12 protein-coding genes are annotated in these 14,903 nt (G+C 52.2%); 3 read left to right on the forward strand and 9 right to left on the reverse strand.

All coding sequences use genetic code 11. The annotated features are described in order from the left end of the window. Positions 1 to 141: 141 nt before the first annotated feature. The 3 genes from ompF to pncB form a co-directional block, all read right to left on the reverse strand. On the reverse strand, positions 142 to 1,230 hold the full coding sequence (gene ompF, locus OGV75_RS13490; RefSeq protein WP_003035828.1) for a porin OmpF: 1,089 nt from the start codon (positions 1,228 to 1,230) through the stop codon (positions 142 to 144). A gap of 600 nt (positions 1,231 to 1,830) precedes the next feature. Then, the gene (gene asnS, locus OGV75_RS13495; RefSeq protein ID WP_016152464.1) at positions 1,831 to 3,231 is read right to left on the reverse strand and encodes an asparagine--tRNA ligase; all 1,401 of its coding nucleotides are present in this window, start codon (positions 3,229 to 3,231) and stop codon (positions 1,831 to 1,833) included. Positions 3,232 to 3,396: 165 nt separating this feature from the next. Next, positions 3,397 to 4,599: a nicotinate phosphoribosyltransferase gene (pncB, locus tag OGV75_RS13500; RefSeq protein WP_016156127.1), complete on the reverse strand. Its 1,203-nt coding sequence runs from the start codon at positions 4,597 to 4,599 to the stop codon at positions 3,397 to 3,399. Positions 4,600 to 4,864: 265 nt separating this feature from the next. Between pncB and pepN the strand changes: the two genes are divergently transcribed. Then, the gene (gene pepN / locus OGV75_RS13505; protein ID WP_019076406.1) at positions 4,865 to 7,477 is read left to right on the forward strand and encodes an aminopeptidase N; all 2,613 of its coding nucleotides are present in this window, start codon (positions 4,865 to 4,867) and stop codon (positions 7,475 to 7,477) included. Between the two features lie 103 nt (positions 7,478 to 7,580). Here pepN and ssuB read toward each other — a convergent pair whose 3' ends face one another. From ssuB to ssuE, 5 genes are read right to left on the reverse strand one after another with little or no spacing between them, the layout of a single operon-like run. Continuing rightward, positions 7,581 to 8,348, reverse strand: coding sequence for an aliphatic sulfonates ABC transporter ATP-binding protein (gene ssuB / locus OGV75_RS13510; protein WP_286480800.1), 768 nt, complete (start codon positions 8,346 to 8,348; stop codon positions 7,581 to 7,583). After that, a complete protein-coding gene (ssuC, locus tag OGV75_RS13515) occupies positions 8,345 to 9,136 on the reverse strand; it encodes an aliphatic sulfonate ABC transporter permease SsuC (protein ID WP_016156130.1) in 792 nt (263 codons plus the stop codon). Before ssuC ends, ssuB begins: the two co-directional genes overlap by 4 nt. A gap of 11 nt (positions 9,137 to 9,147) precedes the next feature. Next, the gene (ssuD, locus tag OGV75_RS13520) at positions 9,148 to 10,293 is read right to left on the reverse strand and encodes an FMNH2-dependent alkanesulfonate monooxygenase (protein WP_053388964.1); all 1,146 of its coding nucleotides are present in this window, start codon (positions 10,291 to 10,293) and stop codon (positions 9,148 to 9,150) included. Continuing rightward, the gene (locus OGV75_RS13525) at positions 10,290 to 11,264 is read right to left on the reverse strand and encodes a sulfonate ABC transporter substrate-binding protein (protein ID WP_016156132.1); all 975 of its coding nucleotides are present in this window, start codon (positions 11,262 to 11,264) and stop codon (positions 10,290 to 10,292) included. The genes ssuD and OGV75_RS13525 overlap by 4 nt, the downstream gene beginning before the upstream one ends. Further along, positions 11,257 to 11,832, reverse strand: a complete 576-nt coding sequence (gene ssuE, locus OGV75_RS13530; RefSeq protein WP_053388963.1) for an NADPH-dependent FMN reductase — start codon at positions 11,830 to 11,832, stop codon at positions 11,257 to 11,259. Before ssuE ends, OGV75_RS13525 begins: the two co-directional genes overlap by 8 nt. 242 nt (positions 11,833 to 12,074) lie before the next feature. Between ssuE and pyrD the strand changes: the two genes are divergently transcribed. Further along, on the forward strand, positions 12,075 to 13,085 hold the full coding sequence (gene pyrD / locus OGV75_RS13535; protein WP_016152472.1) for a quinone-dependent dihydroorotate dehydrogenase: 1,011 nt from the start codon (positions 12,075 to 12,077) through the stop codon (positions 13,083 to 13,085). A 165-nt stretch (positions 13,086 to 13,250) separates the two neighbouring features. Then, complete coding sequence (gene zapC, locus OGV75_RS13540) at positions 13,251 to 13,793, forward strand: cell division protein ZapC (protein WP_016152473.1); 543 nt, start codon at positions 13,251 to 13,253, stop codon at positions 13,791 to 13,793. Here zapC and OGV75_RS13545 read toward each other — a convergent pair. After that, a complete protein-coding gene (locus OGV75_RS13545; protein ID WP_286480801.1) occupies positions 13,790 to 14,896 on the reverse strand; it encodes a YcbX family protein in 1,107 nt (368 codons plus the stop codon). The genes zapC and OGV75_RS13545 overlap by 4 nt on opposite strands. Between the last annotated feature and the right edge of the window lie 7 nt (positions 14,897 to 14,903).

The raw sequence follows: 14,903 nt of genomic DNA on the forward strand, positions 1-14,903 counted from the left end.
GGTTAACGGTAGATTTACAAAATGCCAACCGTTACTGACGAAAAGCCGAGGTGTTTTTTTAAGACGCAAGAATCCGCTAGCAGAGATAAAAAAACAGGACCGAAGTCCTGTTTTTAAGGCATTTAACAAAGAGGTCTGCTATTAGAACTGGTAAACGATACCGAGTGCTACGGTGTCGTCAGAGTTCACACCCAGTTTGTTGTCAGAATCGATCTGGTTGATCTGGTAGTCAACATAGGTGGACATGTTTTTGTTGAAGTAGTAGGTTGCGCCTACTTCAATGTAGTTCACCAGATCTTCGTTGCCTACACCTTCTACGTCTTTCGCTTTAGATTTGTTGTAGGAGATGGACGGGCGCAGACCGAAATCGAACTGGTACTGAGCGACAACAAAGAAATCTTGCGTTTTGTTGGCGAAGCCGCTGGTGGTCACGCCATTCTGGGTAGTGGAGAGGCGGGTTGCGTTACGGGTTTCACCGTAGTTCGCCGCCAGGTAGATGTTGTTAGCATCGTACTTCAGGCCGGTTGCCCACTGCTCAGCTTTTTTGCCGCCGTTAGCGTAGAAAGAGTTTTCCTGCGCGTTGGTACGGTCAGCCGCACCGTAAGCACCAACGATCCCGAAGCCATCCATTTCGTAGCTTACAGAACCGCCAACGCCGTCGCCGTTAGAACGACCGGTATTGCCATCACGCTCGTTTTTACCCAGATACTGGATACCGAAGTTCAGGCCGTCAACCAGACCGAAGAAGTTAGAGTTACGGTAGGTCGCAACACCACCCACACGGCCAACGAAGAAGTTGTCGCTGTACGCGGTATCACCACCAAATTCTGGCAGCATATCGGTGTAACCCAGGGCATCGTAAACGATACCGTAGTTACGACCGTAGTCGAAAGAGCCCAGATCGGCATATTTCAGACCAGCAAATGCCAGACGGGTTTTGTTACCGTTCTGAGCGTCGCTGCCGCCTTCAGAGTTGTTACCGGCAAAGTTGTATTCCCACTGACCGTAACCGGACAGATCGGAATTAATCTGAGTTTCCCCTTTGAAACCAAGACGGGCATAAGTCTGATCGCCATCGTTGCCAGCGTTATCAGAAAAATAGTGCAGACCTACGGTTTTACCGTATACATCCAGCTTGTTGCCATCTTTGTTATAAACTTCTGCAGCGTTAGCTGCCCCGGCTACCAGCAGAGCAGGGATAACCACTGCCAGAATATTGCGCTTCATCATTATTTATTACCCTCATCGGTTTTTATATGACACCTGCCACTGCCGCCAATAATTTCCGTCAATAAAAATTTACGGAACTATTGATGAGAGTTTGGTGTCTTTATGTGTCTGACAGGCATCTTTCCATTCAAACTATCGTTTCGCTACCGTCAAAGTGCTACAAATATAAAGATTTAGTTTCAAAAAGAAAAAATGTGTAACAAAATATTATTTTTGTGCAACTTTGTGAACAACTTCAAATTTCAGATGTGCGTACGCTAAAAATCACCGCTTCTATTTCTATTTATATGATTTTCTTATATTTAATTTAGATAACCTCCTTTTTTATCTGTTCTGCCATAAAGTTCCTGCTTTACAGATGGCTATTTCTGGACGTCTGGAATGCCGTGCAAATGGTCAGAAAATGTACTATTTAATCAGGAAATGCTAATCCACAATAAAAATGATGATTATTTTTTGTTCAAATATGTTGCGGTGAAATATTACGTAACAGGAAGGGGGAAGGCGAAGGGTTGTGTTAAACGCGGGAGGGGGATCCCAAAACGTGAAGCGGTGACAAAAAAAGCCAGCAATGCTGGCTTTTGTATCAAAAATGCAGGGTTAGAACGTGGCGTTACGCGGGGTACGCGGGAACGGAATAACGTCACGGACGTTCTGCACGCCGGTCACGTAAGCGATCAAACGCTCAAAGCCCAAACCGAAGCCGGAATGTGGAACGGTACCGTAGCGACGCAGGTCGCGATACCACCAGTAATCTTCTTTGTTCAGACCCATTTCCAGCATACGGGCATCCAGTACGTCCAGACGCTCTTCACGCTGAGAACCACCGATGATTTCACCGATTCCTGGAGCCAGTACGTCCATTGCTGCAACGGTTTTACCGTCTTCGTTAAGGCGCATATAAAACGCTTTGATATCTTTCGGGTAGTTTTTAACGACGACCGGCGCTTTAAAGTGCTCTTCAGCAAGGTAACGTTCGTGCTCAGAAGACAGATCCACACCCCAGTAAACCGGGTTTTCGAACTGTTTGCCGCATTTTTCCAGAATGCTTACCGCGTCGGTGTAATCCACCTGCGCGAAGTCAGCCTCAATGAAACGTTCCAGGCGTGAAATCGCGTCTTTGTCGACACGTTCGGCGAAGAATTTCATATCATCCGCACGCTCAGCCAGTACGGCTTTGAACGCGTACTTCAGCATCGCTTCAGCCAGGCCTGCAACATCGTTCAGGTCGGCGAAAGCCACTTCCGGTTCCAGCATCCAGAACTCTGCCAGGTGACGACTGGTATTAGAGTTTTCTGCACGGAACGTCGGGCCAAAGGTATAAATTTTGGACAGAGCACAGGCGTAGGTTTCGCCGTTCAGCTGACCGGAAACGGTCAGGAAGGCTTCTTTACCAAAGAAGTCTTTGTCGAAATCGACTTTGCCCTGATCGTTACGCGGCAGGTTTTCCAGATCCAGCGTAGACACGCGGAACATTTCACCGGCACCTTCCGTATCGGAAGCGGTGATCAGCGGAGTCGATACCCAAAAGAAACCCTGCTCGTGGAAGAAGCGATGCAGCGCTTGCGCCAGCGTATGACGTACACGCGCGACGGCACCAATCATGTTGGTACGTGGGCGCATGTGCGCCACTTCACGCAGATACTCTATGCTGTGACGCTTAGCCGCCATTGGATAGGTATCAGGATCTTCAACCCAGCCGGCTACTTCAACCTCAGTGGCCTGAATTTCAAAGCTCTGTCCTTGTCCAGGAGATGCAACGACTTTACCCGTTACGATAACTGAACAACCCGTCGTCAGGCGCAGTACGTCCTGATTGTAATTGGGCAGAGAATTATTGATGACGGCCTGTACAGGATCAAAGCAGGAACCGTCATAAACGGCGAGGAAGGAGATGCCAGCTTTTGAATCTCGGCGGGTACGCACCCATCCGCGCACGGTGACTTCGCTGTCAACGGCTACGCGGCCCTGGAGTACGTCGGCTACAGGCACAACGCTCATAATATTCTCTCTGTTAATAGTCGGATATATAAACACATGTCCACCCGTAATGGGGGGATACCTATGTTACCTGGCATCTGCAATCAGACAAGCAGAATTCGTAGCTGGAGTGAAAGATTTCGGAAATTAGCGTGAAAAGGGAGCCAAACTGGCTCCCTGGAAGGTTTAACTGGCTTTTTTAATATGCGGCAAATCGAAGGCTTTGCGTAGCGCGCGTACGAACGCTTTATCGTGGCAGATGGTTTTACCCGGGCTATCAGATAACTTCGCCACGGGTTTGCCGTTACATTCCACCAGCTTGATCACAATATTGAGCGGCTTAACCTGGGGAATATCACAGGTTAAACGTGTGCCAATACCAAAACTCAACTGCACACGAGAAGAGAAGTGGCGGTAGAGCTCAATCGCTTTTTTCAAATCGAGGTTATCTGAAAACACCAGCGTTTTGCTCAGCGGATCAATGCCCAGTTTTTCATAATGGGCGATGGCTTTTTCACCCCATTCCACCGGGTCGCCTGAGTCATGGCGTAAACCCTGATAGCGGGTCGCAAACTCGACGCCAAAGTCGCGTAAAAACGCATCCATGGTGATGCAATCGGTCAGCGCAATGCCGAGTTGGTCAGGATATTCATTTAACCAGGCGGCCAGGGCAACGCGCTGGCTGGTGGCAAGCTCAGGGCTGATTTGCTGATGAGCCTGGAACCACTCATGCGCCTGCGTGCCCATTGGGGTTAATGACAGGCGGCGGGCCAGATCGTAGTTACTGGTGCCGACAAACCAGGGCTCTCGCTGCAGGCGTTTAACAATAGCCTGCTGTACTTCACGTGAAAAACGACGACGCGTACCGAAATCCATCAGATGGAAGCGGGACATATCGACATCTTTCGTTAAAGCAGAGAATTCTACTAGTTTGCTTTCCAGCTCATTGAGTGCCTGCGGGACGCCTGATTCGGGCGAACGGTAACGGTGTACCATCTCGCTGATAACCGCTAGCAGCGGGACTTCCCACATGATCACTTCACGCCACGGCCCGGTTAAGCGGATGTTCAGCTTACCGTTATCATTGGTGACGCAAACCTGTTCCGGGTTATAGCGGAAATCACGTAACCAGGTGAGGTAATCAGCTTTAAAGAAAGGCAGGCCGGAGAGCCACTGGTACTCGTCCTCCTGCAGTCGCAGGTGTTGCATAGCATTCACCTGCTCACGAATAGAATCGGCATAAATACCGAGCAGGTCATCGCCACGGCAACGAAATTCAGCCGCTACTTGTACATCATAGTAGTGGTGAAAAACGGCTTGCTGCATATGCAACTTATAAGCGTCTGTATCCAGCAGCGAGTGCAGAACAGGAGAAGCGAATTGTGTCATAGGTGCGCAGTAGCATCCTCTCACGGGAGCGTTTAGTACAATAAACAACTAAGAAAACCGCTGGAGTATACCTTGTTTAGCGATTTATTGAACCCCGATCACACCATAAGCTGTCTTTCTGGTCGAGGGCAATTCGTGCCGCGTGTTATAAAAATGTAGCAAAAAGGGTGTTTGTGCCTGAAAAGATGAACATTCTGCGTAGCGCGATTTACGCAACAGGAATAGACTGAAGCCGAGACTCTACCAAAGATGCTAAAGGTTTTTTATGACACAACAGCCACAAGCCAAATACCGTCACGACTATCGTGCGCCGGATTACCAGATTACTGATATTGACTTGACCTTTGACCTGGATGCTGAAAAAACCGTGGTCACCGCCGTGAGCCAGGCTGTCCGTCATGGCGCGTCCGATGCGCCCCTGCGCCTGAATGGTGAAGATCTGACCCTGGTGTCGATCCACGTGAACGACGAGCCGTGGGCAGAGTATAAAGAAGAAGAGGGCGCTCTGGTCATCAGTCAACTGCCGGAACGTTTTACGCTGCGTATCGTGAATGAAATTAGCCCGGCGGCCAATACCGCGCTGGAAGGACTGTACAAGTCCGGCGATGCGCTGTGCACCCAGTGTGAAGCGGAAGGGTTCCGCCATATTACCTGGTATCTCGACAGGCCGGATGTCCTGGCGCGTTTTACCACCAAAATTATCGCCGATAAAACCCAATATCCGTTCCTGCTCTCCAACGGTAACCGTGTGGCGCAGGGGGAACTGGAAAATGGTCGTCACTGGGTACAGTGGCAGGATCCGTTCCCGAAACCGTGTTATCTGTTTGCGCTGGTAGCTGGTGATTTCGACGTCCTGCGCGACACCTTTACCACCCGTTCCGGGCGTGAAGTGGCGCTGGAACTGTACGTCGATCGCGGCAACCTGGACCGCGCGCCGTGGGCGATGACCTCACTGAAAAACTCCATGAAATGGGATGAAGAGCGCTTTGGCCTCGAGTATGACCTCGACATTTATATGATTGTCGCGGTCGATTTCTTCAACATGGGGGCGATGGAGAATAAAGGTCTGAACATCTTTAACTCCAAATATGTGCTGGCACGTACCGATACCGCCACTGACAAAGACTACCTCGATATTGAGCGCGTCATCGGTCACGAATATTTCCACAACTGGACCGGCAACCGCGTGACCTGTCGCGACTGGTTCCAGTTGAGCCTGAAAGAGGGATTAACCGTGTTCCGCGATCAGGAGTTCAGTTCCGATCTCGGCTCACGCGCGGTAAACCGGATCAGCAATGTGCGCACCATGCGCGGCCTGCAGTTTGCCGAAGATGCCAGCCCAATGGCGCATCCTATCCGTCCGGATATGGTCATTGAAATGAACAACTTCTATACCCTGACCGTGTACGAAAAGGGCGCTGAAGTTATTCGTATGATCCACACCCTGCTCGGTGAGGCTAACTTCCAGAAAGGGATGCAGTTGTACTTTGAGCGTCATGACGGCAGCGCTGCAACCTGTGATGATTTCGTGCAGGCGATGGAAGATGCGTCCAACGTCGATCTTTCGCATTTCCGCCGCTGGTACAGTCAGTCCGGTACGCCGATTCTGACCGTGCGTGATGACTACAATCCATCCACTGAGCAGTACACGCTGACTATCAGCCAGCGCACGCCGGCCACGCCGGATCAGGCCGAAAAACAGCCGCTGCATATTCCTTTCGCCCTCGAGTTGTATGACAACCAAGGGAAAGTGATCCCGCTGCAAAAAGGCGGACACCCGGTGAATTCCGTACTCAATGTCACTCAGGCTGAGCAGACGTTTGTCTTCGATAACGTCTACTTCCAGCCGGTTCCGGCACTGCTGTGCGAATTCTCCGCACCGGTAAAACTGGAATACAAATGGAGCGATCAGCAACTGACCTTCCTGATGCGTCATGCGCGTAACGATTTCTCTCGTTGGGACGCGGCGCAAAGCTTGCTGGCGACCTATATTAAGCTCAACGTAGCTCGCCATCAGCAGGGACAGCCGCTGTCGCTGCCGGTACACGTGGCCGATGCATTCCGGGCGATTTTGCTGGATGAAAAAATCGATCCGGCACTGGCGGCAGAGATTCTGACGCTGCCTTCGGTGAATGAAATTGCTGAACTGTTCGACATCATCGATCCGGTGGCGATAACGGAAGTACGTGAAGCGTTAACTCGCACGCTGGCGGCCGAACTGGCTGATGAATTCCTCGCCATCTATAACGCTAATCATCTTGATGAGTACCGCGTTGAGCATGCCGATATTGGCAAGCGTACGCTACGTAATGCCTGCCTGCGTTTCCTGGCCTTTGGTGAAACCCATCTGGCCGACACGCTGGTCAGCAAGCAGTACCGTGAAGCAAACAATATGACCGATGCGCTGGCGGCGCTGTCCGCGGCAGTCGCGGCGCAACTGCCTTGCCGCGACACGCTAATGCAGGAGTATGACGATAAGTGGCATCATGACGGTCTGGTGATGGACAAATGGTTTATCCTGCAATCCACCAGCCCGGCGAGAAACGTGCTGGAAACGGTACGTGGCTTACTGAAGCACCGTTCCTTCAGTATGAGTAACCCGAACCGAATCCGATCTCTGATTGGCGCCTTTGCGGGCAGCAACCCAGCGGCATTCCATGCGGAAGATGGCAGCGGCTATCAGTTCCTGGTCGACATGCTGACTGAACTCAATAGCCGTAACCCGCAGGTGGCGTCACGTCTGATTGAGCCGCTGATTCGCTTAAAACGTTATGATGCTAAACGTCAGACGCAGATGCGCGCGGCGCTGGAGCAGCTGAAAGGTCTGGAGAATCTCTCCGGCGATCTGTTCGAGAAGGTAACCAAAGCGTTAGCCTGAAACGTTGACCTGTCGTTTTGTAAGCCGGATTAGGCGGTAACGCCGCTATCCGGCAAAAGGCCCGGTGGCGCTTGCGCTTACTGGGCCTGATTTTTCTGAATGCTTATCCATGCCGGCGGATCGGCTGTTCCGTTTCGCTACGCTGCATTACCCGGTTCAACACTTCTGCTTCCAGCTCTGCCAGACGCACCGAACCAATCCGGCGTGGTCGCGCAATATCCACCGTTAAATCCAGTCCGATTTTTCCATCTTCAATAAGCAACACGCGATCGGCCATTGCCACCGCTTCACTGACGTCATGGGTGACCAGCAGTACGGTAAAACCGTGCTCTTGCCATAAAGAGACAATCAGTTCCTGCATTTCAAGGCGGGTTAAGGCATCCAGCGCACCGAGAGGTTCATCCAGCAACAGCAGACCGGGACGATGAATTAATGCCCGCGCCAGGGCCACGCGCTGTTTTTGTCCACCGGACAGGGCAGCAGGCCATTCCTGAGCACGATTCTCCAGCCCAACTGCGGCCAGCGCGTCCCGGGCCGCAACGCGCCAGTGACCTTTCAGACCCAGACCCACATTATCGATAACCGTCTTCCAGGGTAGCAGACGCGCATCCTGAAACATCATTCGCGTATCCTCCTGAATTTCTGCCAGCGGGGTGGTTCCGGCAAGTAATGCACCTGAGGTGGGAGACTCCAGCCCAGCCAGCAGACGCAGCAACGTGCTTTTACCTCCTCCGCTGCGGCCAACCACGGCAACAAACTGTCCGGCCTGAATATGCAAATCTAACTGATTGAGCACCGTATTGGCGGCGTATTGTTTCGTCACGGCACTCAGTAAAAGCGGCGTGCCTTGGTTTAGGCGAGCGGTATTCATACGGTAGCCTCCTTCACATGGTAAGCCGGGTTCCAGCGCAGCCAGATCCGCTCCAGCCATTGGGCGCTGACGTCGGCAAGTTTGCCGAGCAGGGCGTAGAGAATAATGGCCACCACGACCACATCGGTTTGCAGAAATTCGCGGGCGTTCATTGCCAGGTAACCAATGCCGGCATTGGCTGAAATGGTTTCCGCGACAATAAGCGTCAACCACATCAGCCCGAGAGCAAAACGCACGCCAACCATAATCGAGGGCAGGGCGCCGGGGAGGATCACATGAATAAATAGTGAAAAACCAGACAGCCCATAGCTGCGAGCCATCTCTACCAGACCGCGATCGATATTGCGGATCCCATGCCAGGTGTTGATGTAAATCGGAAAAAGCGTGCCCAGCGCGACGAGAAAGATCTTGGCGGATTCATCAATGCCGAACCACAAAATCACCAGTGGGATCAGCGCCAGATGCGGCACGTTACGCAGCATCTGCACCGAAGTATCCAGCAGGCGTTCTCCCCACCGCGAAAGACCGCTAATCAGTCCCAGCGTCAGGCCAATCGATCCGCCGATGGAGAAGCCTACCAGCGCGCGCCAGGAGCTGATCGCCAGATGCTGCCAAAGCTCGCCGCTGGCGGAAAGCGTCCAGAAGGCTTCGACAACGCCCTCCGGAGAGGGCAGGATGCGGGTGGACAACCAGCCCATTGATGATGCGAGCTGCCAGAGCGCGACCAACCCAACCGGTAAAAACCAGGGCGCGAGGCGCAGTAACCACCTGTTTTTCGGCGTTGCCATCAGCAGGCTCCTTAGCTTTGCGCGATTTTGCGTGGGATAAATTCGTTTGCCACCGCTTCACCTTGTTGATGCTGGCGCTGCGGCTGCGGAATTTCTGGTATAGCGACATCCAGATGTGGGAACAGCAGCTCGCCAACCTTGTATGCCTCTTCCAGATGTGGATACCCGGACAAGACAAAACTGTCGATTCCCAGTGCGGCATACTCGTTGATACGCGCCGCGACCGTCGGACCATCTCCGACCAGCGCGGTACCCGCGCCACCGCGCACCAGTCCTACTCCTGCCCACAAGTTCGGGCTGATTTCCAGTTTGTCGCGTTTACCGTTGTGCAGTGCAGCCATTCGCTGCTGACCAACCGAATCCGTTCTTGAGAAGGCGGCCTGGGCTTTGGCAATGGTGTCGTCATCCAGATGGGCTATCAGACGATCCGCTGCCTGCCACGCCTCTTGCGTTGTCTCCCGGACGATCACATGCAGACGAATACCAAAGCGGATCTTGCGCCCGAGCGCCGCCGCTTTGGCCCGCACCTGTTCAATCTTCTCTTTCACCTGTTCAGGCGGCTCGCCCCAGGTCAGATAGAGATCAACCTGCTCGGCAGCAAGATCTTGGGCGACATCAGACGAACCGCCGAAATAAAGCGGTGGCCGGGGTTGTTGTACAGGAGGGAAAAACAGTTTCGCGCCGCGGACATGAATGTGTTTGCCGTTGAAATCCACGGTTTCACCTTGCAGCAAACGCCGCCAGACCTGAGTGAATTCAGCAGAGGCTTCATAGCGCTCGGTGTGATCAAGGAACACGCCGTCACCCGCCAGCTCTTGTGGATCGCTGCCGGTTACCAGGTTGAATAACGCCCGGCCGTTAGAGAGTCTGTCGAGCGTCGCGGCCTGGCGGGCGGCGACCGTCGGCGAGGTTACGTTTGGACGAAGCGCGACCAGAAACTTTAATCGCTGGGTGACTGGGATCATCGACGCTGCGACCAGCCAGGCATCTTCACAGGAGCGACCGGTTGGGATCAGAACGCCAGTAAATCCCAGACGATCGGCTGTTTGCGCAATTTGTTGCAAATAACCGTGATCGACCGGGCGCGAACCTTCTTCCGTTCCCAGATAATGACCGTCACCGTGGGTGGGTAAAAACCAGAACATGTTCAGACTCATAATTTTTCTCCTGCCTGCTGAGTGGGTTGCCAGATACGCTGGCGAATATCGATTTTTTTCGGCACCAGACGGTTGTCATAAAACAGATCGGCGGTTTGTTGTTGTAGGGCGGCAACAGAGGCGCTGACGGGCGTAATGGTGGTTGGCGGACGGTGATCCAGATAAGACGCAATTACCGGCTCGGGCAGGCCCATGGTTTTAGCCAGCAGAGTAATGCTTTGCTGGCGTTGGCTGAGAGTTAACGCATCCGCCTGGCTAAAGGTATCCAGTACGCCAAGAACAAAAGCGCTATTTTTTTCGGCATAAGGACGTGCAGCGAGATAAAACGAACCGGTCTGCTTGAGGTCTGAGCCGTCTTTCAGCACGCGCACATCACCTTGCAGTAATGCGGCCGAATAGTAGGGATCCCAGATAGCCCACGCATCGACGTTTCCTTGCTGGAAGGCCGCTCGCGCATCGGCGGGGGTCAGATAAGTCGGTTGAATATCGGTAAATTTCAACCCTGCCTGTTGCAGCGCCCGGAGCAGTAAATTGTGGGCGCTGGAACCTTTCTGGAAGGCGACTTTATGCCCTTTGAGCTGCGCAACGCTCTGGATCGGGCTATTTTTCGGCACCAGAATCACTTCGGCTTTCGGTTTGGGCGGTTCGACGCCCACATAAACCAGATCGGCTCCGGCGGCCTGGGCGAAAATTGGCGGAATGTCACCGGTACTGCCGAGATCGATACTGCCGATATTGAGTGCTTCCAACATTTGCGGTCCAGCCGGGAACTCAATCCACGAGATTTTGGTCTGTGGGTAACGTTTCTCCAGTAGCTGATGACTTTTTGCCAGCACCATGCTGACGCTTCCTTTCTGGTAGCCAATGCGCAGGGCATCCGGAGCCGATTCTGCGGCATGCGCCAAGGATGACAGGGACAGCAGCCCGGTTAATGCCAGCCATGGGGTGTGACGCTTGAGCAGATTAAGCATGGGCGGCACCTCGCAGGGCGTTCAGTTGCGGGAGTTGGAGATCGCGACGATGCAACGCCAGCCAGAAAGTGTCGAGCGCACTGTCCAGGCGCTGCTGCAGGTTGGGCGTAAACTGCGGTTTATGCTGATAATCGATGACCTGTGAATCATCGGCAAACACGCCGTGCAGGATCTCCTGAGCCTTTAACGCGCTCAGCACCGGTTTCAGCGCGTAATCGACGGCCAGTAAATGCGCCACGCTGCCGCCGGTCGCCAGCGGCAAAACCACTTTTCCTTCCAGCGCCCGCTCGGGGAGTAGATCGAGCAGCGTTTTCAGTGTGCCAGAGTAAGCGGCTTTGTAGACCGGCGTTGCGACAATCAGCCCGTCTGCATCCTGTAGTTGTTCGATAAATGTCTTCAGCGCCGGACTGTCAAAACGGGCATAGATCAGGTCTTCCGGGGCAAAGTTGTGCAGGTTCCAGTGAAAGACTTCGACATCCTGGCCGTTCAATTTTTCTCGGGCATATTCCAGCAACGCGCTGGAGCGAGAGGGAAAGCGTGGGCTTCCCGCCAGAGTGATGACGCGCATAATTTTATTCTCCCCTTATAACCAATTGTTTGCTTTTGATTAACATTGATAACAATTTGTGCAGTCTGGCAGAGAGACTTTCTTTTTCGAAATGATTTATACGGGATAGAAAAGTTGAAAAATGAATAAAAAGGAGGAAGCAGGAAAACGATTGCTATTTATTGCCGCAGGTCAATTCCCTTTTTGCTCGCGATCGCACATAATACGCCCCCGGTTTGCACACCGGGAATCCAGGAGAGTTCATGTACTACCCCTTCGTTCGTAAAGCCCTTTTCCAGCTCGATCCAGAGCGCGCTCATGAATTGACATTCCAGCAATTACGTCGCATTACCGGCACGCCGCTCGAAGCGCTTGTCCGCCAGAAAGTACCCGCAAAACCGGTTACCTGTATGGGGCTGACGTTTAAAAATCCACTCGGGCTTGCTGCCGGACTGGATAAAGACGGGGAGTGCATTGATGCGCTCGGCGCGATGGGATTTGGTTCCATTGAGATTGGTACCGTGACGCCGCGTCCTCAGCCGGGTAATGATAAACCACGTCTGTTTCGTCTGGTCGATGCAGAAGGTTTGATCAACCGCATGGGGTTTAATAACCTGGGGGTTGATAACCTGGTTGAGAACGTCAAAAAATCGCATTTTGACGGTATTCTGGGGATTAATATTGGTAAGAATAAAGATACTCCGGTAGAGAACGGCAAAGATGACTATCTGATTTGTATGGAAAAAGTCTATGCTTATGCTGGTTATATCGCGATTAATATCTCTTCACCGAATACGCCGGGATTACGTACGCTGCAATATGGTGAGGCGCTGGATGATCTTCTGACGGCAATTAAAAATAAGCAAAATGATCTGCAAGCGATCCACCATAAATATGTTCCAGTGGCGGTTAAGATCGCACCGGATCTTTCTGTGGAAGAACTGATCCAGGTTGCTGACAGTTTAGTTCGTCATAATATTGATGGCGTAATTGCGACTAACACCACTCTCGATCGTTCTCTCGTTCAGGGAATGAAAAATTGCGATCAAATGGGCGGCCTCAGCGGTCGACCGTTACAATTAAAAAGTACAGAAATTATTCGCCAGTTGTCTCAGGAATTAAAAGGTCAGCTGCCGATTATTGGGGTTGGTGGTATCGACTCAGTAATCGCCGCGCGTGAGAAAATAGCTGCTGGTGCTTCCCTGGTACAGATTTATTCGGGCTTTATTTTTAAAGGCCCACCGTTGATTAAAGAAATCGTCACCAATATCTGAATGCTACCTTAATCACAATCCAGGGCTTTATTTCTGGCCCTGGTTGTTTTATATTCCTTTACTGTTGCTTATTTAAACATTCTGAGCTTTTATTATTAAGGCAATAAACGAAGCGGCAAAAGGATACTGTCGTAATGGTGATGATTAAGGAAAGGAGAGAAACTGATGCGAATTAAACCCGACGATAACTGGCGCTGGTATTATGATGAAGAGCACGATCGTATGATGCTCGATTTGGCCAATGGCATGTTATTCCGTTCGCGTTTTGCTCGTAAAATGCTCACTCCAGATGCATTTTCTCCGTCGGGTTTTTGTGTTGATGACGCCGCGCTTTATTTTTCGTTTGAAGAAAAATGTCGCTACCTGGATTTAGCCAAAGAGCAAAAGGCGGAACTGGTGCTTAATGCGCTGGTGGCGATTCGTTACCTTAAACCGCAAATGCCAAAAAGCTGGCACTTTGTCGCACACGGTATTAACTGGTCGCCAGTCGTGGGGGATGCTGCTTGTGTGGATTTAAGCGATACGGATGAACAGGTAAACCTGTTAGTGGTTGAACCGGGTGAAAATGCCGCGCTTTGTCTGCTTGCACAACCTGGTGTGGTTATTGCCGGGCGAACAATGCAACTTGGCGACGCGATTAAAATAATGAATGACCGACTGAAACCGCAGGTTATTGCCGACAGTTTCAGCCTTGAACAGGCGGTTTAACTCTCCAGCCTGATTGTCGTTTTGGGAACGCAACTGCAGCACAGAATCGTCCCGTCATCCCCAATCGCTGATTTTTTCAGCGGACTAACTTCGCCTTCCAACAGTCGAATTCGACAGCATCCGCAAATTCCTGCCCGGCATGAATAGGGCACCCGGATACCCTGATTTTCCAGCTGTTCAAGCAATACCTGCTGATTATTTCCGCGAAAGGTCTGTCCCTGCCAGTCAATAAGTACCGTGGCATCGGGTTGTTGTTCCTGTGCTGTATCGTCTGACTCCGTCGCACCGTAAGCTCTGGCGGGACCGGTTGCCAAAATCTCTACCTCATCGCCGACGCGAATAACGCCACTGTTGCGTGCGATAAGATTCTGGCCGAAATCAACGTCGCCGTTATCCACCGCTGTCCGGAAGGTTTGCAGCGTGGCGAGCGGCTCGCCAGACGGATGTTTCTGGCCTTTTTCTGGACTAACGGTAGTGAAAATGCAGCGGCTACAGGGTTTTGCCACATCAAAAATGACGTCGCCAATGCGAATCACTTTCCAGGTGTCTTCTGCCCAGGCATCAGCCCCCGAAACCACCAGATTGGGGCGAAACTGTTCCATTTTGACGCTTGCCGGACAGCGATGTTGCACATCGCGCAGAGATGCTTCGTTGGCCAGCAGGTAGGGATAACCATCGGCAAAGGACAAAGGAACATCAGCGTGGCGCTTCACCCGGCGTGTCAGTTGCGGACCCACCCAGCGCAACTGCACGTCACGGGAGAAAAAGCCGCTCAGCCACAGGTTGATAGCCGCTGGCGCAATACGCGCGGTAAAATGGTTTCCCCACACTTCAGTCGGCGCATCCTGGGTGGCGAAGTCTGCGAATCGCACGAGCGCGCTGCTGCCGTCTGGAGCCGTGAGATGAAGTCCATCGTGGAAAGGGGAAGGGGTAAAGCGGACCATTTGCGGGAACTGTCGGGCGGTAATGAACGTCCCGTCGGGTTCGGTAATCATAAATATACGATCCAGGGCGAGACCGCTCACGTCTGCCAGGGCGTGCGTGAGTCCAATTCCACGCATTGATTTAACCGGATGAATAAAAAGTCGGGTCAACGTTACCACTGCACAG

This window comes from Citrobacter sp. Cb028, assembly GCF_030336705.1.
Classification (GTDB): Bacteria; Pseudomonadota; Gammaproteobacteria; order Enterobacterales; family Enterobacteriaceae; genus Citrobacter; species Citrobacter braakii.

Excerpts from the sequence above, each read along its gene's own strand:
- asnS (WP_016152464.1), bottom strand. The coding sequence starts at position 3,231 with ATGAGCGTTGTGCCTGTAGCCGACGTACTCCAGGGCCGCGTAGCCGTT.
- zapC (WP_016152473.1), top strand. The coding sequence starts at position 13,251 with ATGCGAATTAAACCCGACGATAACTGGCGCTGGTATTATGATGAAGAG.
- ssuE (WP_053388963.1), bottom strand. The coding sequence starts at position 11,832 with ATGCGCGTCATCACTCTGGCGGGAAGCCCACGCTTTCCCTCTCGCTCC.
- ssuB (WP_286480800.1), bottom strand. The coding sequence starts at position 8,348 with ATGAATACCGCTCGCCTAAACCAAGGCACGCCGCTTTTACTGAGTGCC.
- ssuC (WP_016156130.1), bottom strand. The coding sequence starts at position 9,136 with ATGGCAACGCCGAAAAACAGGTGGTTACTGCGCCTCGCGCCCTGGTTT.
- pepN (WP_019076406.1), top strand. The coding sequence starts at position 4,865 with ATGACACAACAGCCACAAGCCAAATACCGTCACGACTATCGTGCGCCG.
- pncB (WP_016156127.1), bottom strand. The coding sequence starts at position 4,599 with ATGACACAATTCGCTTCTCCTGTTCTGCACTCGCTGCTGGATACAGAC.
- ompF (WP_003035828.1), bottom strand. The coding sequence starts at position 1,230 with ATGATGAAGCGCAATATTCTGGCAGTGGTTATCCCTGCTCTGCTGGTA.
- OGV75_RS13525 (WP_016156132.1), bottom strand. The coding sequence starts at position 11,264 with ATGCTTAATCTGCTCAAGCGTCACACCCCATGGCTGGCATTAACCGGG.
- ssuD (WP_053388964.1), bottom strand. The coding sequence starts at position 10,293 with ATGAGTCTGAACATGTTCTGGTTTTTACCCACCCACGGTGACGGTCAT.
- pyrD (WP_016152472.1), top strand. The coding sequence starts at position 12,075 with ATGTACTACCCCTTCGTTCGTAAAGCCCTTTTCCAGCTCGATCCAGAG.